Origin of the sequence: Flavobacterium sp. NPDC079362 (assembly GCF_050267765.1) — a bacterium.
Classification (GTDB): Bacteria; Bacteroidota; Bacteroidia; order Flavobacteriales; family Flavobacteriaceae; genus Flavobacterium; species Flavobacterium azizsancarii.
This window is the reverse complement of sequence record NZ_JBNNFM010000006.1, coordinates 85,188-102,154: the sequence shown is the minus strand read 5'-3', so window position 1 is coordinate 102,154 and position 16,967 is coordinate 85,188. Positions and strand designations below refer to the sequence as shown.

9 protein-coding genes are annotated in these 16,967 nt (G+C 34.8%); 5 read left to right on the top strand and 4 right to left on the bottom strand.

Annotated elements, in window-relative coordinates; translation table 11 throughout:
• Positions 1-283 precede the first annotated feature (283 nt).
• From rpsJ to rpsL, 4 genes are all read right to left on the bottom strand, one after another.
• Positions 284-589, bottom strand: coding sequence for a 30S ribosomal protein S10 (gene rpsJ / locus ACQKCJ_RS08055; RefSeq protein WP_007803605.1), 306 nt, complete (start codon positions 587-589; stop codon positions 284-286).
• A gap of 11 nt (positions 590-600) precedes the next feature.
• Complete coding sequence (fusA, locus tag ACQKCJ_RS08050) at positions 601-2,757, bottom strand: elongation factor G (protein WP_427401749.1); 2,157 nt, start codon at positions 2,755-2,757, stop codon at positions 601-603.
• A gap of 10 nt (positions 2,758-2,767) precedes the next feature.
• Positions 2,768-3,244: a 30S ribosomal protein S7 gene (rpsG, locus tag ACQKCJ_RS08045; RefSeq protein WP_007803600.1), complete on the bottom strand. Its 477-nt coding sequence runs from the start codon at positions 3,242-3,244 to the stop codon at positions 2,768-2,770.
• 119 nt (positions 3,245-3,363) lie between these two features.
• Positions 3,364-3,747 (bottom strand): 30S ribosomal protein S12, encoded by a 384-nt coding sequence (gene rpsL / locus ACQKCJ_RS08040; protein WP_007136570.1) that lies wholly within the window; start codon positions 3,745-3,747, stop codon positions 3,364-3,366.
• A 1,258-nt stretch (positions 3,748-5,005) separates the two neighbouring features.
• Between rpsL and ACQKCJ_RS08035 the strand changes: the two genes are divergently transcribed.
• The 5 genes from ACQKCJ_RS08035 to ACQKCJ_RS08015 all read left to right on the top strand — a co-directional run bounded on the left by ACQKCJ_RS08035 (position 5,006) and on the right by ACQKCJ_RS08015 (position 16,426).
• Positions 5,006-8,218, top strand: a complete 3,213-nt coding sequence (locus ACQKCJ_RS08035; RefSeq protein ID WP_427401748.1) for a SusC/RagA family TonB-linked outer membrane protein — start codon at positions 5,006-5,008, stop codon at positions 8,216-8,218.
• 11 nt (positions 8,219-8,229) lie between these two features.
• Positions 8,230-9,732 carry a SusD/RagB family nutrient-binding outer membrane lipoprotein gene (locus ACQKCJ_RS08030; protein WP_271334608.1) on the top strand — a complete coding sequence of 501 codons (1,503 nt, stop codon included), beginning with the start codon at positions 8,230-8,232 and terminating at the stop codon, positions 9,730-9,732.
• 907 nt (positions 9,733-10,639) lie between these two features.
• Positions 10,640-13,804: a SusC/RagA family TonB-linked outer membrane protein gene (locus ACQKCJ_RS08025; protein WP_427401747.1), complete on the top strand. Its 3,165-nt coding sequence runs from the start codon at positions 10,640-10,642 to the stop codon at positions 13,802-13,804.
• Between the two features lie 10 nt (positions 13,805-13,814).
• Positions 13,815-15,524 carry a SusD/RagB family nutrient-binding outer membrane lipoprotein gene (locus ACQKCJ_RS08020; RefSeq protein ID WP_427401746.1) on the top strand — a complete coding sequence of 570 codons (1,710 nt, stop codon included), beginning with the start codon at positions 13,815-13,817 and terminating at the stop codon, positions 15,522-15,524.
• A gap of 17 nt (positions 15,525-15,541) precedes the next feature.
• Positions 15,542-16,426: a hypothetical protein gene (locus tag ACQKCJ_RS08015; protein ID WP_427401745.1), complete on the top strand. Its 885-nt coding sequence runs from the start codon at positions 15,542-15,544 to the stop codon at positions 16,424-16,426.
• Positions 16,427-16,967 lie beyond the last annotated feature (541 nt).

Below are 16,967 nucleotides of genomic sequence, written 5' to 3'. Positions count from 1 at the left end.
TCATTATCAAAATCAAAGCATCAATATCACCACCACCAACAACACATTTCTTCAAAAAAACCAATTGCATCATTTTAACCCGCAACAACAAACACCTTAACATTTACTTAATTCAATTAAAGAAAAATTTACATAACAACCTAAACAAGAGACTACTTACTCAAATCAAAAAACAATCACAACATTAAACATCTTCAAAAAAAATTAAAAACCAAAAACTTTTAACCACAAAAAAAGCGAGACAAAAATGCCTCGCTTTATATATATAAATATAATAAAAAAATTATACTTTTATTTCTACTTCAACCCCACTTGGCAATTCAAGTTTCATTAAAGCGTCAATAGTTTTAGATGAAGATGAATAAATATCAATCAATCTCTTGTATGACATTACTTCAAATTGCTCTCTCGCTTTTTTGTTAACGTGCGGAGAACGCAACACAGTGAAAAGTTTTTTGTGAGTTGGTAACGGAATTGGACCTGTTACAACTGCTCCAGTAGTTTTTACTGTTTTTACGATCTTTTCAGCAGACTTATCTACCAACATGTGATCGTAAGATTTTAGTTTTATTCTGATTTTTTGACTCATTTTCTTAAGAATTAAGCGTTACCTTTTGCTTTTTTAATTACAGCTTCTGAAATATTAGAAGGTGTTTCTGCATAGTGAGAAAACTCCATTGTTGAAGTAGCTCTACCAGAAGATAATGTTCTTAATGTTGTTACATATCCAAACATTTCTGATAATGGCACATCAGCTTTAATAGTTTTAGCACCATTTCTGTCACCCATGTCATTAACCTGACCTCTACGACGGTTGATATCACCTACGATATCCCCCATGTTTTCTTCAGGAGTAATAACCTCCATTTTCATGATAGGCTCAAGAATTACCGCTCCAGCAGCTTTAGCAACTTCTCTATACCCCATTCTTGCAGCTAATTCAAAAGAAAGAGCATCAGAATCGACAGGGTGGAAAGATCCGTCAGTTAAAGTTACTTTCAAACTATCTACCTGGTATCCTGCTAAAGGACCAGTTTTCATAGCTTCACGGAAACCTTTTTCTACAGATGGAATATATTCCTTAGGAACGTTACCACCTTTTACAGCATTAACAAACTGCAATCCTACAGGCACTTTACCATCAACTTCGTCAGCTGGCTCAAGTGTAAATACGATATCACCGAATTTACCACGACCTCCTGATTGTTTCTTATAAGTCTCTCTATGCGTTGCACTTCTAGTAAACGCTTCTTTATATTCAACTTGAGGCTCACCTTGGTTCACTTCAACTTTAAATTCACGTTTCATACGATCTACCAAGATATCTAAGTGAAGCTCACCCATACCAGAGATAATCGTTTGCCCTGAAGCCTCATCTGTTCTAACTGTAAACGTAGGATCTTCTTCAGCTAATTTAGCCAAAGCCATACCCATTTTATCCACGTCAGCTTTAGTTTTAGGCTCAATTGCAATACCAATTACCGGTGCAGGGAATTTCATAGACTCAAGAATGATTGGGTGTTTTTCATCACACAATGTATCCCCAGTTTTAATATCTTTAAATCCAACAGCAGCTCCAATATCTCCAGCCTCAATAAATTCGATTGGATTTTGTTTGTTTGCGTGCATTTGGTAGATACGAGAAATTCTTTCTTTATTTCCTGAACGAGTGTTCAAAACATAAGAACCAGCATCTAAACGACCAGAGTAAGCACGGAAGAAAGCTAAACGACCCACGAATGGATCAGTAGCAATTTTAAATGCCAAAGCAGCGAACGGCTCTTTTACATCTGGCTTACGCAAGATTTTAGTTTGATCCTCCTCTAATAATTCAGCATCATCAGGATGAATCCCTTCAATACCTTCTTTATCCATCGGAGATGGCAAATACTTACATACAGCATCCAACATAAACTGAACTCCTTTGTTTTTGAAAGAAGAACCAGCAAGCATTGGAATAATTGCCATATCTATAGTAGCAGCTCTTAAAGCTTTATTTATTTCCTCTTCTGTAATAGAATTTTCATCTTCCATGAATTTCTCCAAAAGATTCTCATCATAATCAGCAACCGCCTCAATAAGGATAGATCTATATTCTTTTACCTCTGCAAGCATATCCTCAGGAATAGCCACAATATCAAAAGTAGCCCCTAAAGTTTCATCATGCCATATAATAGCTTGATTTTTCACTAAATCAACTACACCTTTGAAATCATTTTCTTCACCAATTGGCAAAGTAATTGCAACTGCATTAGATTTCAACATATCTCTAACTTGCTGACATACGTTCAAAAAGTTAGAACCTTGTCTGTCCATTTTATTAACGAATCCCATACGAGGAACTCTATATTGATCAGCAAGTCTCCAGTTAGTTTCAGACTGAGGCTCAACACCATCAACCGCACTAAACAAGAAAACCAATCCATCAAGTACACGCAAAGAACGATTTACCTCTACAGTAAAATCAACGTGTCCAGGAGTATCAATAATATTAAAGTGATAAGGCAATGTCTCTGGTAAAATTTTACCTTGCTGAGTTGGAAAATTCCACTCACAAGTAGTCGCTGCAGAAGTAATTGTAATACCTCTTTCCGCTTCCTGCTCCATCCAGTCCATTGTAGAAGCACCATTATGCACCTCTCCAATTTTATGAGTTTTACCAGTATAAAAAAGAATACGCTCTGTTGTTGTTGTTTTACCAGCATCAATATGAGCAGCAATTCCAATATTTCTTGTATATTTTAAATCTCTAGCCATTTCTTACGAATTAAAATCTAAAGTGAGAGAAAGCTTTATTAGCCTCTGCCATCTTGTGAGTATCCATTCTTTTCTTAACCGCAGCACCTTCTTCTTTAGCAGCAGCTAAACATTCTGACGCTAAACGTTGTGCCATAGATTTTTCATTTCTTCTTCTAGAATAAAGTATCAACCACTTCATTGCCATAGAAATTTTTCTGTCTGGTCTAATTTGCATTGGAATTTGAAATGTAGCTCCACCAACTCTACGACTACGTACTTCTACGTGAGGCATAACGTTCGTTAAAGCATCTTTCCAAATTTCTAATGAAGATTTCTCTGAATCTTGCTTTTTAGACTCAATGATGTCAATTGCATCATAAAATACTTTGAAAGCTGTAGACTTCTTACCATCCCACATTAAGTTGTTCACAAAACGTGTTACCAATTGATCATTAAACCTTGGATCTGGTAAAAGTGGTCTTTTCTTTGCCGCTCTTTTTCTCATGTCTTTTTTTTAATAAAAAGTTATAGGTTATCCGTTAAATGTTATGTGTTATCTTTTTTCAGCTTACGCTTTAAATTTCCAACCCTTAACTCCTAACCTCCAACTCTTAACGTTTTAAATTACTTTTTTGCTTCTTTTGGGCGTTTAGCACCGTACTTAGATCTTCTTTGCGTTCTTCCTGCAACTCCTGACGTGTCAAGCGCTCCACGAACGATATGATATCTAACACCTGGTAAATCTTTTACCCTTCCACCTCTAACTAATACTATCGAGTGCTCTTGTAGATTGTGTCCTTCTCCAGGGATGTAAGCATTCACCTCATTACCATTTGTCAAACGTACACGCGCTACTTTACGCATTGCAGAGTTTGGTTTTTTTGGTGTAGTAGTGTAAACACGCGTACAAACCCCTCTTCTTTGAGGACAAGAATCTAAAGCAACCGATTTACTCTTCTTAGTTATCTGAGTTCTTCCTGTTCTTACTAATTGTTGAATTGTTGGCATAATTAATACTAAAAATTTATTATGTATATTAAATTCCCGCTTTTTACGGGGTTGCAAATGTATAAAATAATTTTCACTATACAAACGTTAATTCATTAATTTTCAATAACATTATTTAAGCTTATCATTTTACAAACAAACAATTAACATTTCCAACACTTTAAAAGGCAAACGATCAGTTTTAAAACAATTTTGTATCAATTCATTTTAACCCAGTCACTTCCTCATACCTAAAGCACATCTATTCAAAACAACATTCAAATAAAATCAATAATCAAACAATTACACGCGATAATTTGCCAAACCACCAAATTGTTATATATATAAAACAAGAAAACGAACTTCTCAAAGACAAACAACTTAACTTTTAAACCAAAAACTTAGAAATTAAAAAAAAAAAAAAAAAATACCCGCTACTCCAAACAAAAAAAAGAACATAAAAAGAGGTATACATATATAGGTAGAAAATAATCCTTTCTTTACTATCTGCCTGAAATAAAAACAAATTACAATCACACCTTTTTCCGTGATACAATAGTACTTTAAATCAAAGCATCACAAATTCAAACAACAATACCCGCTCTAAATAAAACATAATTTGACAATACAAAAAGAAAGAATATAGTATTTTAAACTGCCTTACATTTTAAATTCGAAAAAAAAGGCGCCATAAATTCAATTATTCTAAGTCAAATTAACTCAATGAAAAGAATGATGCACAAGAAAACTTCAAACCATCACCACAAAAAAAACGGACGAATAAAACTTTGAATTAAGTAATCGCAAAAAAACTATTAAAAAAAACATTTTTCTCAATAAATCATATTAGAATTCCCAAAAAAAAAGCCACAATAAAAAAATACGAACACAAGCATTCAAATACCATATTAACAAATTCCTCTTATAGCGCAAATGATTTTAATATGTCAAAAAATCAACATAAAAAAAAGATCCCCACTGAAATACCTGTTTATAAAACTAACCAAATAATAAACCAATTCGAACAATAATAATAAAAAATAAAAAATTTAACTCGCAAAAAATGAAAGATTAAAACCACTTAATAAAAGTAGTTTTTTTAGAATAATCACCCCCAACAGGGCGCATAAACAAAGAGAAAATAGATTTTTATAACAGTTTTTTAAATTTATGTTAAAATGTTAAATTTTAACTATTTATCAAAATTCATTAACACAACCCTAGGTTTATTAACTTATTATTATGAATATTGTAATACTAATTCAAAATAATTGAGAAAATGAAACCAAAGTTCAATGGATTTTTAGTGCTATTAATAGTACTATTCGCGCAACTAACCTTTGCGCAGGAAAGAGTCGTTTCGGGTACAGTTACCGATGATGCAGGTCTGCCACTACCAGGCGTAAGTGTATTAATTAAGGGGACAAAAACTGGAACTCAAACTGATTTTGATGGTAAATACTCCATTAAAGCAGCACCTAGTCAAATTTTAGTTTTTAGCTACATTGGAATGAGATCCCAAGAAAGCGCCGCGAGCTCCTCTCAAGTGAATACTAAATTATCAGGAGATGCACAACAACTCGAAGGCGTTGTGGTAACAACTGCAATGGGCATCAAAAGAGAAAAAAAATCTCTCGGATATGCTTCACAACAAATCGCAGGTAAAGATTTAAACGGTGGTGCCGGAAACACAAACGTTGCTAATCTATTATCTGGTAAAGCTGCGGGGGTCGAAGTTTCAAGAAATACCAATTTTGGAGGATCTACAAATGTTGTAATCAGAGGAAGCAAATCTCTTACAGGAAACAATCAGGCGCTATGGGTAATTGACGGGGTACCAATAGACAATTCAAACTCAAACACCTCTTCTCAACAAGTTGGGCGCGGCGGTTACGATTATGGTAACAATGCATCAGATATCAACCAAGAAGATATTGAAAGCATCAACATCTTAAAGGGGGCAGCTGCAACCGCATTATACGGATCTAGAGCAGCAAATGGTGTTGTAATGGTAACTACAAAAAAGGGTAAATCAGATAATAAAATAGGATTTTCTTTCTCAAGTGGCTACACTAATGGAACTGTCGATAAATCAACTTTTCCAGAATATCAAAATCGATACGGTTCAGGATATGGATTTGGATCTTCATTTTTAGGAACCGGAACACCTGATACTGTAGATACCTCAAATGACGCATCAAATGGAGATATATTTGACAACCAATTAGTTTACCAATGGGACGCTTTTACTCCCTATTCTCCAAATTTCAACAAAGCAACGCCTTGGACAGCGGCTAAAAATGGCCCAATTACATTCTTTAATCACGCCAATACATTTATCAACAGCATCTCTTTAGAAAAATCTACAGACAGATCTAGCCTTTCCATGACGTATGTAAATACAGATCAAACTGGTATTTTACCAAATAGCCAATTGAAGAAAAATCAGATAAGCGCAAGATTTAGCCAAAAAGTAAATGACAAATTAACAGCAAACGCGTATGCTTCCGTTACTCTACAAAGCACAATAGGCCGAAACTCTACCGGATATAACGACAATGTACTTGGTAATTTTAGACAATGGTGGCAAACCAATACTGACGTCCAAGCCCAGAAAGACGTTTATTTCGCTTCGGGCGGTCAAAACATAACATGGAACTGGACTGACCCAACAACCCCCGAAGGCCTTGTACCAGCATATTGGGACAATCCATACTTTACACGTTATCAAAATTATTCCTCAGATGACAGAACACGTCTATTTAGCTACGCCTCCTTAAACTATGAAATCACTCCTTGGTTAAGCGCCTTGGGAAGAGTCTCCCTAGATACTTACAAACAACTTCAGGAAGAACGAAGAGCAATAGGATCTGTTGCAACCGGATTTGGTCTTTCACCAGTAAACGAAGCATCAGGCTACCAAAGAAATGACATCAACTTTCAAGAAATCAACTATGATGTAATGTTGAATTTCAACAAAAAATTTGGAGATGACATCAGCTTAAACGGAGTCGTTGGTATGAACATAAGAAGAAATGACAGGGACAATGTTCTATCCTCTACAGTAGGTGGTTTAGTAGTTCCTGGAATATATGCATTATCAAACTCTCGTTTAGATTTACCTTTTCCTAAAGAAGCCAAAATATCTTCCGGCGTTAACGGTTTATATGCTCAGGGATCAATTGGCTACCTAGACACTTATTTTCTAGATGCCTCTGTTAGAAGAGACGTTTCATCGACATTACCATCAGACAATAACTCTTACGTTTATCCAGCGGTTTCAGGATCTTTCTTATTCTCAAACCTAGTTAAAGCCAGTTGGTTAAATTTAGGAAAATTCAGAATCAATTACGCTGAAGTTGGAAATGACGCTGATGCCTTACAACTCAACAATACTTACACAAGAGCTTCAAACTTTCAAGGACAACCTTTATACACGAATGCATTACTTAACCCATTCCGCAGTATCAACAAAAATCCAGACCTTAAACCAGAAAGAACTAAATCATTCGAAGTAGGTCTGGAAGCAAGTTTACTTGACAGACGCTTAGGGTTTGATGTTACTTACTATAAAACAAACTCCGTTGACCAAATTGTTTCGGCCGCAGTTTCTTCCGCATCCGGATACACTAATGGAGTTGTAAATGGTGGAGATATCGAAAACAGAGGTCTAGAGATTCAATTATACGGAACACCAATAAAAACAAAAGACTTCAGCTGGGAAATTATCGTAAACTGGTCAAATAATAAAAGCAAAGTTATCTCTTTACCAAATGGACTAGACAACCTTCAATTAGGTTCATTCCAAGGAGGAGTAACTGTAAATGCAGCACCTGGTGAGGCATACGGAGCGCTTAAAGGAACAGATTACGTTTACACAAATGGCCAGCCAACAATCGACCAGGCTACCGGAAAGTATATGATAACTACTTCTGCAACTAACACAATCGGAAATGTTACTCCGGATTGGATTGGTGGACTTAGAAATAAATTCAATTACAAAAACATCTCTTTAGGATTTTTAATTGACACTCAAAAAGGAGGAGATATTTTCTCATTAGATATGTATTACGGACTTTCTACAGGATTATACAAAGAGACAGCAGTAGGCGATATTAGAGAGAATGGAGTCTTAAACCCTGGAGTTGCTCCAGACGGAACCCCAAATACTGTAAAAACAGGAGGAGGAAATACTGAAAACAGTTTTGGATACAAAGCTGCCCCTAACAAAGCTTTTGTTTATGATGCCTCTTTTGTAAAATTAAGAGAAGTTTCCATAACATATAATTTCCCTAAAAGCATGTTCGAAAATACATTCATCAATGCAGCTTCACTAAGTATCTTAGGTTCCAATCTATGGATAATCAGTAAAAACCTCCCTTACGCAGATCCTGAAAGTGGATTATCTTCAGGAAACAGCTCAAGAGGTTATTCTGTAGGATCTCTTCCAACCACAAGAGATATTGGATTTAACTTAACTTTCAAATTTTAATACAAAAGAAAATGAAAAAATTAATATACGTTTTAGGAATCTTCATCCTCACAGTTTCTTGTGACGATAATAGCCTAACAGATTTAAACGTCGACGAAAAAAATCCCTCTGTAGTTCCTGCAAGCACATTATTTACTAATGCTGAAAAAGACCTTACGGAACAACTCATTAATACGGACGTAAACAAAAACATATTCAGACTGGTAAATCAGCAATGGACTGAGACAACTTATCCTGACGAATCTTTCTATCAATGGGTATCCCGTAAAATTTCAGACAATCATTGGGATAGACTTTACGCAGGACCATTAGCCAGTTTAACGGATGCCAAGAAATTTATTGAGAAAGAAGTAATATCACCTACTGATGTAGAATTCACCCAAAAAACTATCACTAAGAAAAACCAATTAATACTAATTGACATCTTAACAGTTTATACCTATCAGATATTAGTTGACACCTACGGAGATGTTCCTTATAGTGATGCTCTAAAAGGATCAGCGAATTATCTTCCAAAATACGACAAAGCAATCGACATCTACAAAGACCTTATTGTTCGTTTAAATGCAGATATTGCAGGAATCGACACTTCATATCCTGGATTTGGAACCGCAGAAGTTATATATAAAGACGACTTAAACGCCTGGGTTAAATTCGCCAATAGCATTAAACTTAAATTAGGCGTAAATTTAAAAGCATCTGGTTTAGAAAGCGCAATCGCTGACGCCGCAATTATATCTGGTGCAGCAGGAGGATTTACATCTAATAGTGACAATGCCAAACTACCATACATGCTAAACCTACCAAATACCAACCCTCTTTATGTAGATATGGTATTCTCAGGTCGAAATGATTTCGTTGCCACAAAACCAATTGTTGATGCATTAGTAGCCTTAAACGACCCACGAAAAGAAGCTTATTTTTTCCCAACTTACAGAGCTGTTGACCCAGTAACCGGAGCGACAACAATAGTTACAGGATATCTTGGCGCGCCGGTTGGAGCAAAAAACATTTACGCGAGATTCACCCACATGAGCGATAAAATTAAAGCTCCGGATTTCAGCGGAACTATATTAGATTATGCCGAAGTGGAATTTTTATTAGCAGAAGCTGCCGGAAGAGGCGTTGCCGTAGGATCTATTGCTTCACATTACGAAGCGGGAATCAGAGCATCTATGGAGGACTGGGGCGTAGCGACAGCAAAAATTGACACATACTTACTTCAACCTAGTGTAGCATATGCTACAGCACCAGGAACCTGGCAGCAAAAAGTTGGAGAACAAGCATGGTATGCTTTATTCAATAGAGGTTTCGAAGGATGGACATCTACCAGAAGATTAAACTTCCCTGTATTGGTAGCTCCATCAAATGCAGATCCGGCTGCCGAAGGACAAGTGCCATCAAGAATGGCATATCCTATAAGAGAGCAAACACTAAATGCTACAAATTATAATGCTGCTTCTACTTCAATTGGAGGCGACAAATTAAGCACCAAAATATTTTGGGACAAATAAAACGTTAATCCTAACATAATTTAACAGAAAACCACTCCGTAAAAAAGAGTGGTTTTTTTATGCATAAGTTAAAAAAAAAACACTCTTTTATTAATTCCCAGAATCTGTATTTAAATAGTAGAAGTTATATTTCAAAATAAACCATTTCGATTTGAAAGACTAAATTCAAGCAGACGTAAAAAATAAAAAGAAATAATACCTACAAAAATATTTTAATTCTATCATGTACTATTAAATATAAAACTCTATCCATAAACGCAACAAACTAATCATCTTCAACCAGCACACGTACTGCTACCTCAAAATAATTAAGAACAGGGACCAATGTTTTTTATGCCCTTACAACAACTTAAAGATCCTTTCCAGAGAAAACTTTAAAAATCAACAACAAGAAAACATAAAAAAAATTCAATTTCAAAGAACCCGATCATAAATAGAACCCCTAAACTTAAACATTGAAACACTGGTCATTCCAATAATTTTGACATACCTACACCAATTACGCAGAAATTAACATTCAATTATTAAAAAGACAGAACAAAAAAAAGATATTCAGAAGTAATATATTAACACTTTTCGTCTAGAAAAATTAAAAACAAAAAGAACTATTTAACTAATTACCAAGTAAAGAAAAAACCTCATAAAAAAGCAATTATTCATAATTTAGCTATTAAAAAATTTAACAAAAATAAACTATATTCATAATTATATCATAAAAAGTGAGAAATATAAAAAAACGAATAATGGATACCAAAAACACAAATTAACTAAATTTACCAACATATTTAACAATAAACATAATATATCACACACAAAAAACATAATTTAACTAAAAAAAATACTCTACTTATTAGGTATATTAACAATTTATTAAGATTTTTGTTGGACTAATTCAAAATATTTAAAAATGAAACTAAAGTTCAATGAATTCTTAGTACTAGTATTAGTACTAGTTGCGCAAGTAACCTTTGCGCAAGAAAGAGTTGTTTCAGGAACAGTTTCCGACAATAGCGGAATGCCCCTACCAGGCGTTAGCGTGTTAGTCAAAGGAACAAAAACCGGAACACAAACAGATTTTGACGGTAAATTCTCCATCAAAGCATCTTCAACACAAGTTTTGGTATTTAGCTACATCGGGATGAAAACCCAAGAAATACAAGCAAGTACCGCAAAACTGAATGTAAAATTACTAGATTCAGGCGCACAAGAACTAGATGCCGTTGTTGTAACTACTGCATTTGGAATTAAAAGAAATCCTAAAAAACTAGGATATTCTGTAAGCACCATAAAAGCAGAAGAAATCACACAAAATTCTGAGCCAGATTTATCAAGAGCCCTAGCTGGTAAAGTTGCAGGGGTAAACATTAATACATCAACAGGTGTAGCAGGAGCTGCCAATCAAATTACAATTAGGGGTGTAAATTCCTTAACAGGAGAAACAGATCCTTTGATTATTGTTGACGGTATTGCCTACAGCAATGTATCAGTAACTAGTACAAGCCAAATAACTGGTGGTGGTGGTTACGAATCAGCATTATCTTCATTAGATCCAAATGACATTGCCAACATCAGCGTACTTAAAAGTACTGCTGCCGCTGCACTTTATGGCTCCAGAGCGATGAATGGTGTTATTGTGGTAACCACAAAATCAGGATCTTCAAAAACATCTCGAGCAGAAAAGCTCAGCGTAAATGTTGGTATCGGAACCTATTTTGAAACCATTGCGAATTTACCAGATTACCAAAACTCTTATGGAGCAGGATCAAACTTTGAATACTCAAATGCAAATGGTTCTTGGGGACCACGTTTCGGCACTATACAAACAATTCCAACCTGGCCGACACTTTTAGCAGCTTTTCCTGATCAATTTGGCGCAACTGTTCCTTATGTTGCAAAACCAAACAATGTAAAAGATCTTTTTAGAACAGGAACTGTACTTGACAAAACTATTGGTTTTAATTACGCTGGACCAGACGGTACTTTTAATGCCACTGTTTCAGACCTGCGTCAAGACGGCTACATTCCTTACAACACATACGACAGAACATCAATGTCTGCAGGAGGAAATTTTAAATTGAGTAAAAAATTCACAGTAGGCGCAAATTTATCCTACTCAAAAACAAAACAAGTTGGAGCATTTTTTGGAGAAAATCAATTCGACGGAGCTTCTTCTTCATTTGCGAGGACTTTATTTCTGGCAAGAAACTGGGATTTAAATTTACCATATGTAAATCCAGTTACTGGTGCTTCAGTTACTCCAAACGGAACACAATTCGATCACCCGCTTTGGTCTTGGCAACATGATCAGATTATCACCAATACAGAAAGAATTGTGACAGGTATCAATTTAAATTACGCTTTCAACGATAACATTTCAGCATCTTACAGAGCAGGTCTAAATAAATATTCATTAAATAGAATTCAAATTCGTGATCTTAATTCAAGAGCAAATAATGGTTTAGGAGATTTATTAAGTGACAACTATACAAACCAAGATATAGAATCTACTTTTTTACTGAACTTTAACTACAATTTAAATGATGACTTTAATTTAGTTGCCATCTTAGGTAATAACGTTCTACAAAATGAATACACACAAATTCAAAATGAAGGAAAAGAATTTATCGTACCTGATATTTTCACATTCCACAACGTTAAAAACATCTCTAACCTAATAGATCAAAGAGCAATAAAAAGAAATGTAGGTGTTTTTGCCGATGTAACTTTATCATACAAAGACTATTTATTTTTAAATGCTACAGCTAGAAACGACTGGAGTTCTTCTTTACCAAAAGCCAACAACTCGTATTTCTATCCATCAGTGAGTGCTTCCGCAATCATAACAGAGGCTTTCAACATTAAAAACGATGTATTAACATTTGCAAAACTAAGAGCCAGTTTTGCAAAAGTAGGTAGAGATGTCCCGGCAGAATTCCTAAAAATATCTTTCTTTCAAGAGCAACCCTACAATGGGAATCCACGTATAGGAAACAACACCTTTCTAGGAGATCAAAATGTAAAACCAGAATTCTCTGAAGAATTTGAAGTAGGTACAGATTTAGAATTCTTCAACAAACGTGTAATTGTAGACTTAAGTTTATACAACAAAAAAACTAAGGATTTGATTACCCCTGCAAACACACCTGCTTCATCAGGTTTTACTGAATTTAACACAAATGCAGGTTCAATTAGAAACAAAGGTATAGAGCTTGGACTAACAATAGTTCCAGTAAAAACTAATAATTTCAAATGGACTTTATTAACTCAATTTACAAAAAATGAAAATGAGGTACTAAGCTTAAATGCTGGTCAAGAAAGACTTCAATTGGACCCTAACTCAATTGCCCATGCTATTCCGGGACAACCTTTTGGCGTGTTTTACGGAACAAGGTTTGCACGAGATGCCAATGGTAACTACCTAATAAACAAACCAAATGGAGCCGTAATTATAGACCCTTCACCAGGCATAATTGGAGACCCTAATGCAAAGTTCAAGCTAAGTTTTGCAAATACTTTTATCTATAAAGCATGGAGCTTAAGAACCCAATTTGATTGGAAGCAAGGTGGAGACATTTCATCTTCTACAATTCAACAATTATTAGGTAGAGGAGTAACCAGAGACACTGAAGACAGAGAAAAAACTTTTATTATTCCAGGATATTATGGAAACAACGCAGACGGAACGCCAATTTTGGACGCAAGCGGAAACCAAATCCCAAATAGTACTCAAATATCAATGTTTGAAATGTATTTCTCACCATCTGGGGCAGGAAGTACTTTCGCAATAAACGGAGTTAACGAAGCTTCTGTTTATGACGGTACAACTTTTAGATTAAGAGAGGTAAATTTAACATACGACGTTCCTTCTAAAATTTTAGAAAAAACACCATTTGGAAAAATTAGCTTTAGCCTTTTAGGAAGCAACTTATGGTATTACGCACCTAACGTTCCTAAATATACCAACTTTGATCCTGAAACAACAAGTTATGGAAAATCTACATTACAAGGTATCGAAACATCTGCTGCACCAACAGCAAAAAGATGGGGATTCAAGATCAATTTAACATTTTAACACAAAAGACATGAAACTATACAACAACATAAAAAATAATAAAACCGTATTAGTTTTATTATCCCTAACTACCATTTTCAGTAGTTGCAGCAATTACCTGGATGTCGATAAAGATACTGATGATCCTACTATCGCCCCTTTGAACTACCTATTAACCAATATCGAAACTAACATTGCAGAAATAGGCGACTTTAACACAGGTACAGGCAGCATATACGCCACCTATACTCACCAAATGACTTCGAGGGAAGAACAGGATCAGTATGGAGTAAAAGTAGACAACATAGCTCTAAACAATGATTGGACTTCTATTTATTTATCTTTAACAGATATTGAAACATTAATCAAACAAGCACTCGAAAGTGGCGATTTAGCTTACGCAGGCATTGGTCAATTACAAAAAGCTTATGTTATGGCATATGCTGTTGACATGTGGGGAGATGTGCCATATACAGAAGCAACACAATTAGCAACAGGTGTAATTGCACCAAAATTCGACAATCAAAAAGCTATTTACGCGAGTGTTTTCGAATTGATTGATAAAGCAAAAGTCAATCTAAAACTTAACACCGGAACACAAAAACCAGGAACTGATGACCTTATCTACAAAGGTAACATCAGCAAATGGATTCGATTTGCAAATACGTTGAAGTTAAAACTTTATAATCAAACCAGACTTACCTCAGATTTTGACCAAACAGGTTTTAATGCATTAATCAACGAAAACAATTTCTTCACATCAAATGCAGATGATTTTCAACTGGACAGATTCAATAACATCTCTCCTACAAATGAAAAAAACAGATTGTTTAGAGAATCTTATGAAAGCACCCAATTTGGAACTTATCAAAGTCCATGGATGTATGAAATTTTAAAAGGTGTAAACCCTCTAATTCACAACGGAAATCCAGATCCCAGAATGAAATTTTACTATTTTAATCAATTAAAAGCTGGCGAATTTCCTAAGGATGGTAATACCACAACACAAAATCCACTTGCAGACTATTGGGACGAATCAACTGGATTCTTCAGTATAAGATTCGGAAGTACTGGCCCAGACCGAGACAAGAGCACAGAAACATCATACACATACCCAGGGATTTTCCCATCAGGAGGGCGTTATGACGATGGAGAAGGTGCAGATTTATCCACTTTATCCTTAGCCTCAGGCACAGGTATTTCGCCCAAACGTATATTAACCTATGATGAATTTTTATACATTCAGGCAGAATTAATTCAAGTAGGTAAATTAGCAGGAAGCGCTGCTGCCAAACTAGATGAAGCCGTAAGAGCCAGTTTCGCTAAAGTTGATCAGGTTGTCGCCAACAATAAATCACAACAAATAGGAATTCCAACACTAATTGGCTCACCTGGCGTAAATACTTTTATGACAAAATTAGCGGCAGAATTCAACAGTGCGAGTCCAGAGAAAAAATTAGAAATTATTATGACTCAAAAATGGGTTGGTACTTTTGGAGACCCAACAGATCAGTACACTGACTACAGAAGAACAGGATACCCTGTACTAGCAAATCCAAATAGCACCACTAAAGAATATCAATTAAATAACGGCGATGCCTTTCCTTTAAATGATTCCCAAACGGTACTAACAAATCCTTTTCAAATATCAATGTTCTGGCCACAAAACGAATTGAACGCTAATAAAAATGCGCCAGCACAAAAAAACCCAGCGACCTATAAAATCTTTTGGGATAATTAATAATTAAAACTGATAAAATGAAAAACATAAAAATATTATTCACTTCATTGCTATTTATACTAATAGCAGCATCCTGTGATAACGATGGAGGAACTTCGGTTATTGATGTAATTGAAGGAGCTACCCCAGATTTCCGAAAAGAACCCACAACAGATCAAGGAATAAATATTATTGCACTTCAAAATAACGAAGACATAAATATAGGCCTAAATTTAAAAGTAGCAACAGGACAGGTTAAATCAATGAACATTTTAGGTTATTTTACCCAAAATGGGGTAGTCACAAAAGCAGTAATACAATCAAATGTATCTTCCTTCCCTGCAAAGTTAAACTACAAAACTGCTGATTTAGTTAAAGTCTTTCCCACTTTTACAAGTTTCGGACTTAATGACAAACTAACAATTAGCGCCGACCTAACACTTACAAATGGTACCGTAATTAAAATATTTAATGATGACGGAACACCAAATTATGGTGCCGATATCGCAAATTCAACGATATGGAAAGTTTCACAAACCTACACTGCTCTTTGCCCTTTAGACGACGCGTCTCTATTTAATGGCAATTACGAAGTTATTGCTGATGATTGGGAGGACTATAAACCAGGGACTATAATTCCTGTAGTGTACAATGGGACAGACGGAACATACACATTTAGAATTTTAGAAACCAAAAACCCAGCTATAGATAATCCAACAACCGCATATTTATTAGTTACTATAAATCCTGCAACTAATGCCGTTACAGTAAAATCAAATATAGATTTCGATTACGGAGGTGACACAACACCTGTAACCGGAACAGGAACTGTAGGCTCATGTACTGGAGACATTAACTTAAAATTAAATTTTCCAGGATTTGGTCAATCAGCCTTAAATTTTGATTTAGTAAAATCTAATTAAGCAAAAGAGATTTAAAGCTCAACATTTACTAAACCATCCCATTTATTTGGGATGGTTTTTTTATTGCATAAATAATATTACAAAACAAAAGCGCATTTAAATTTTCCAGAAACTACAATTACTTTAGCGCATTATTATAAAAAACTTAGAAAGAAAAACAAACAATTAACAAACATAAGAAAAGACCAAGAGAAGCCGAATCGACTATAGTTTTTTTTTAAGATGAGTAAAAGCAAAATCGCTAAACATTTAGCTCAATAAAGAAGACAAAACATCCCCGATAAAGTATTAATACGGTAGTAAACAAAACAATAACCAACTTAAAAAATACTCACATTCAAAGAGAACAATTAATTAAGTATTTTATTCTTAACTCATCTTTTAAATTACCACATTTTTAAACGCCATTTAAAATATAAAAAAGAACTAAAACTTACGTGATTTTTTATTTTTTAACCAATTTACACATAACAACACCCACCTCGTTAACAATTGTTTTTGTTAAAAAAGATAAGAAATTGCTAATTTTTAATTAATTAAC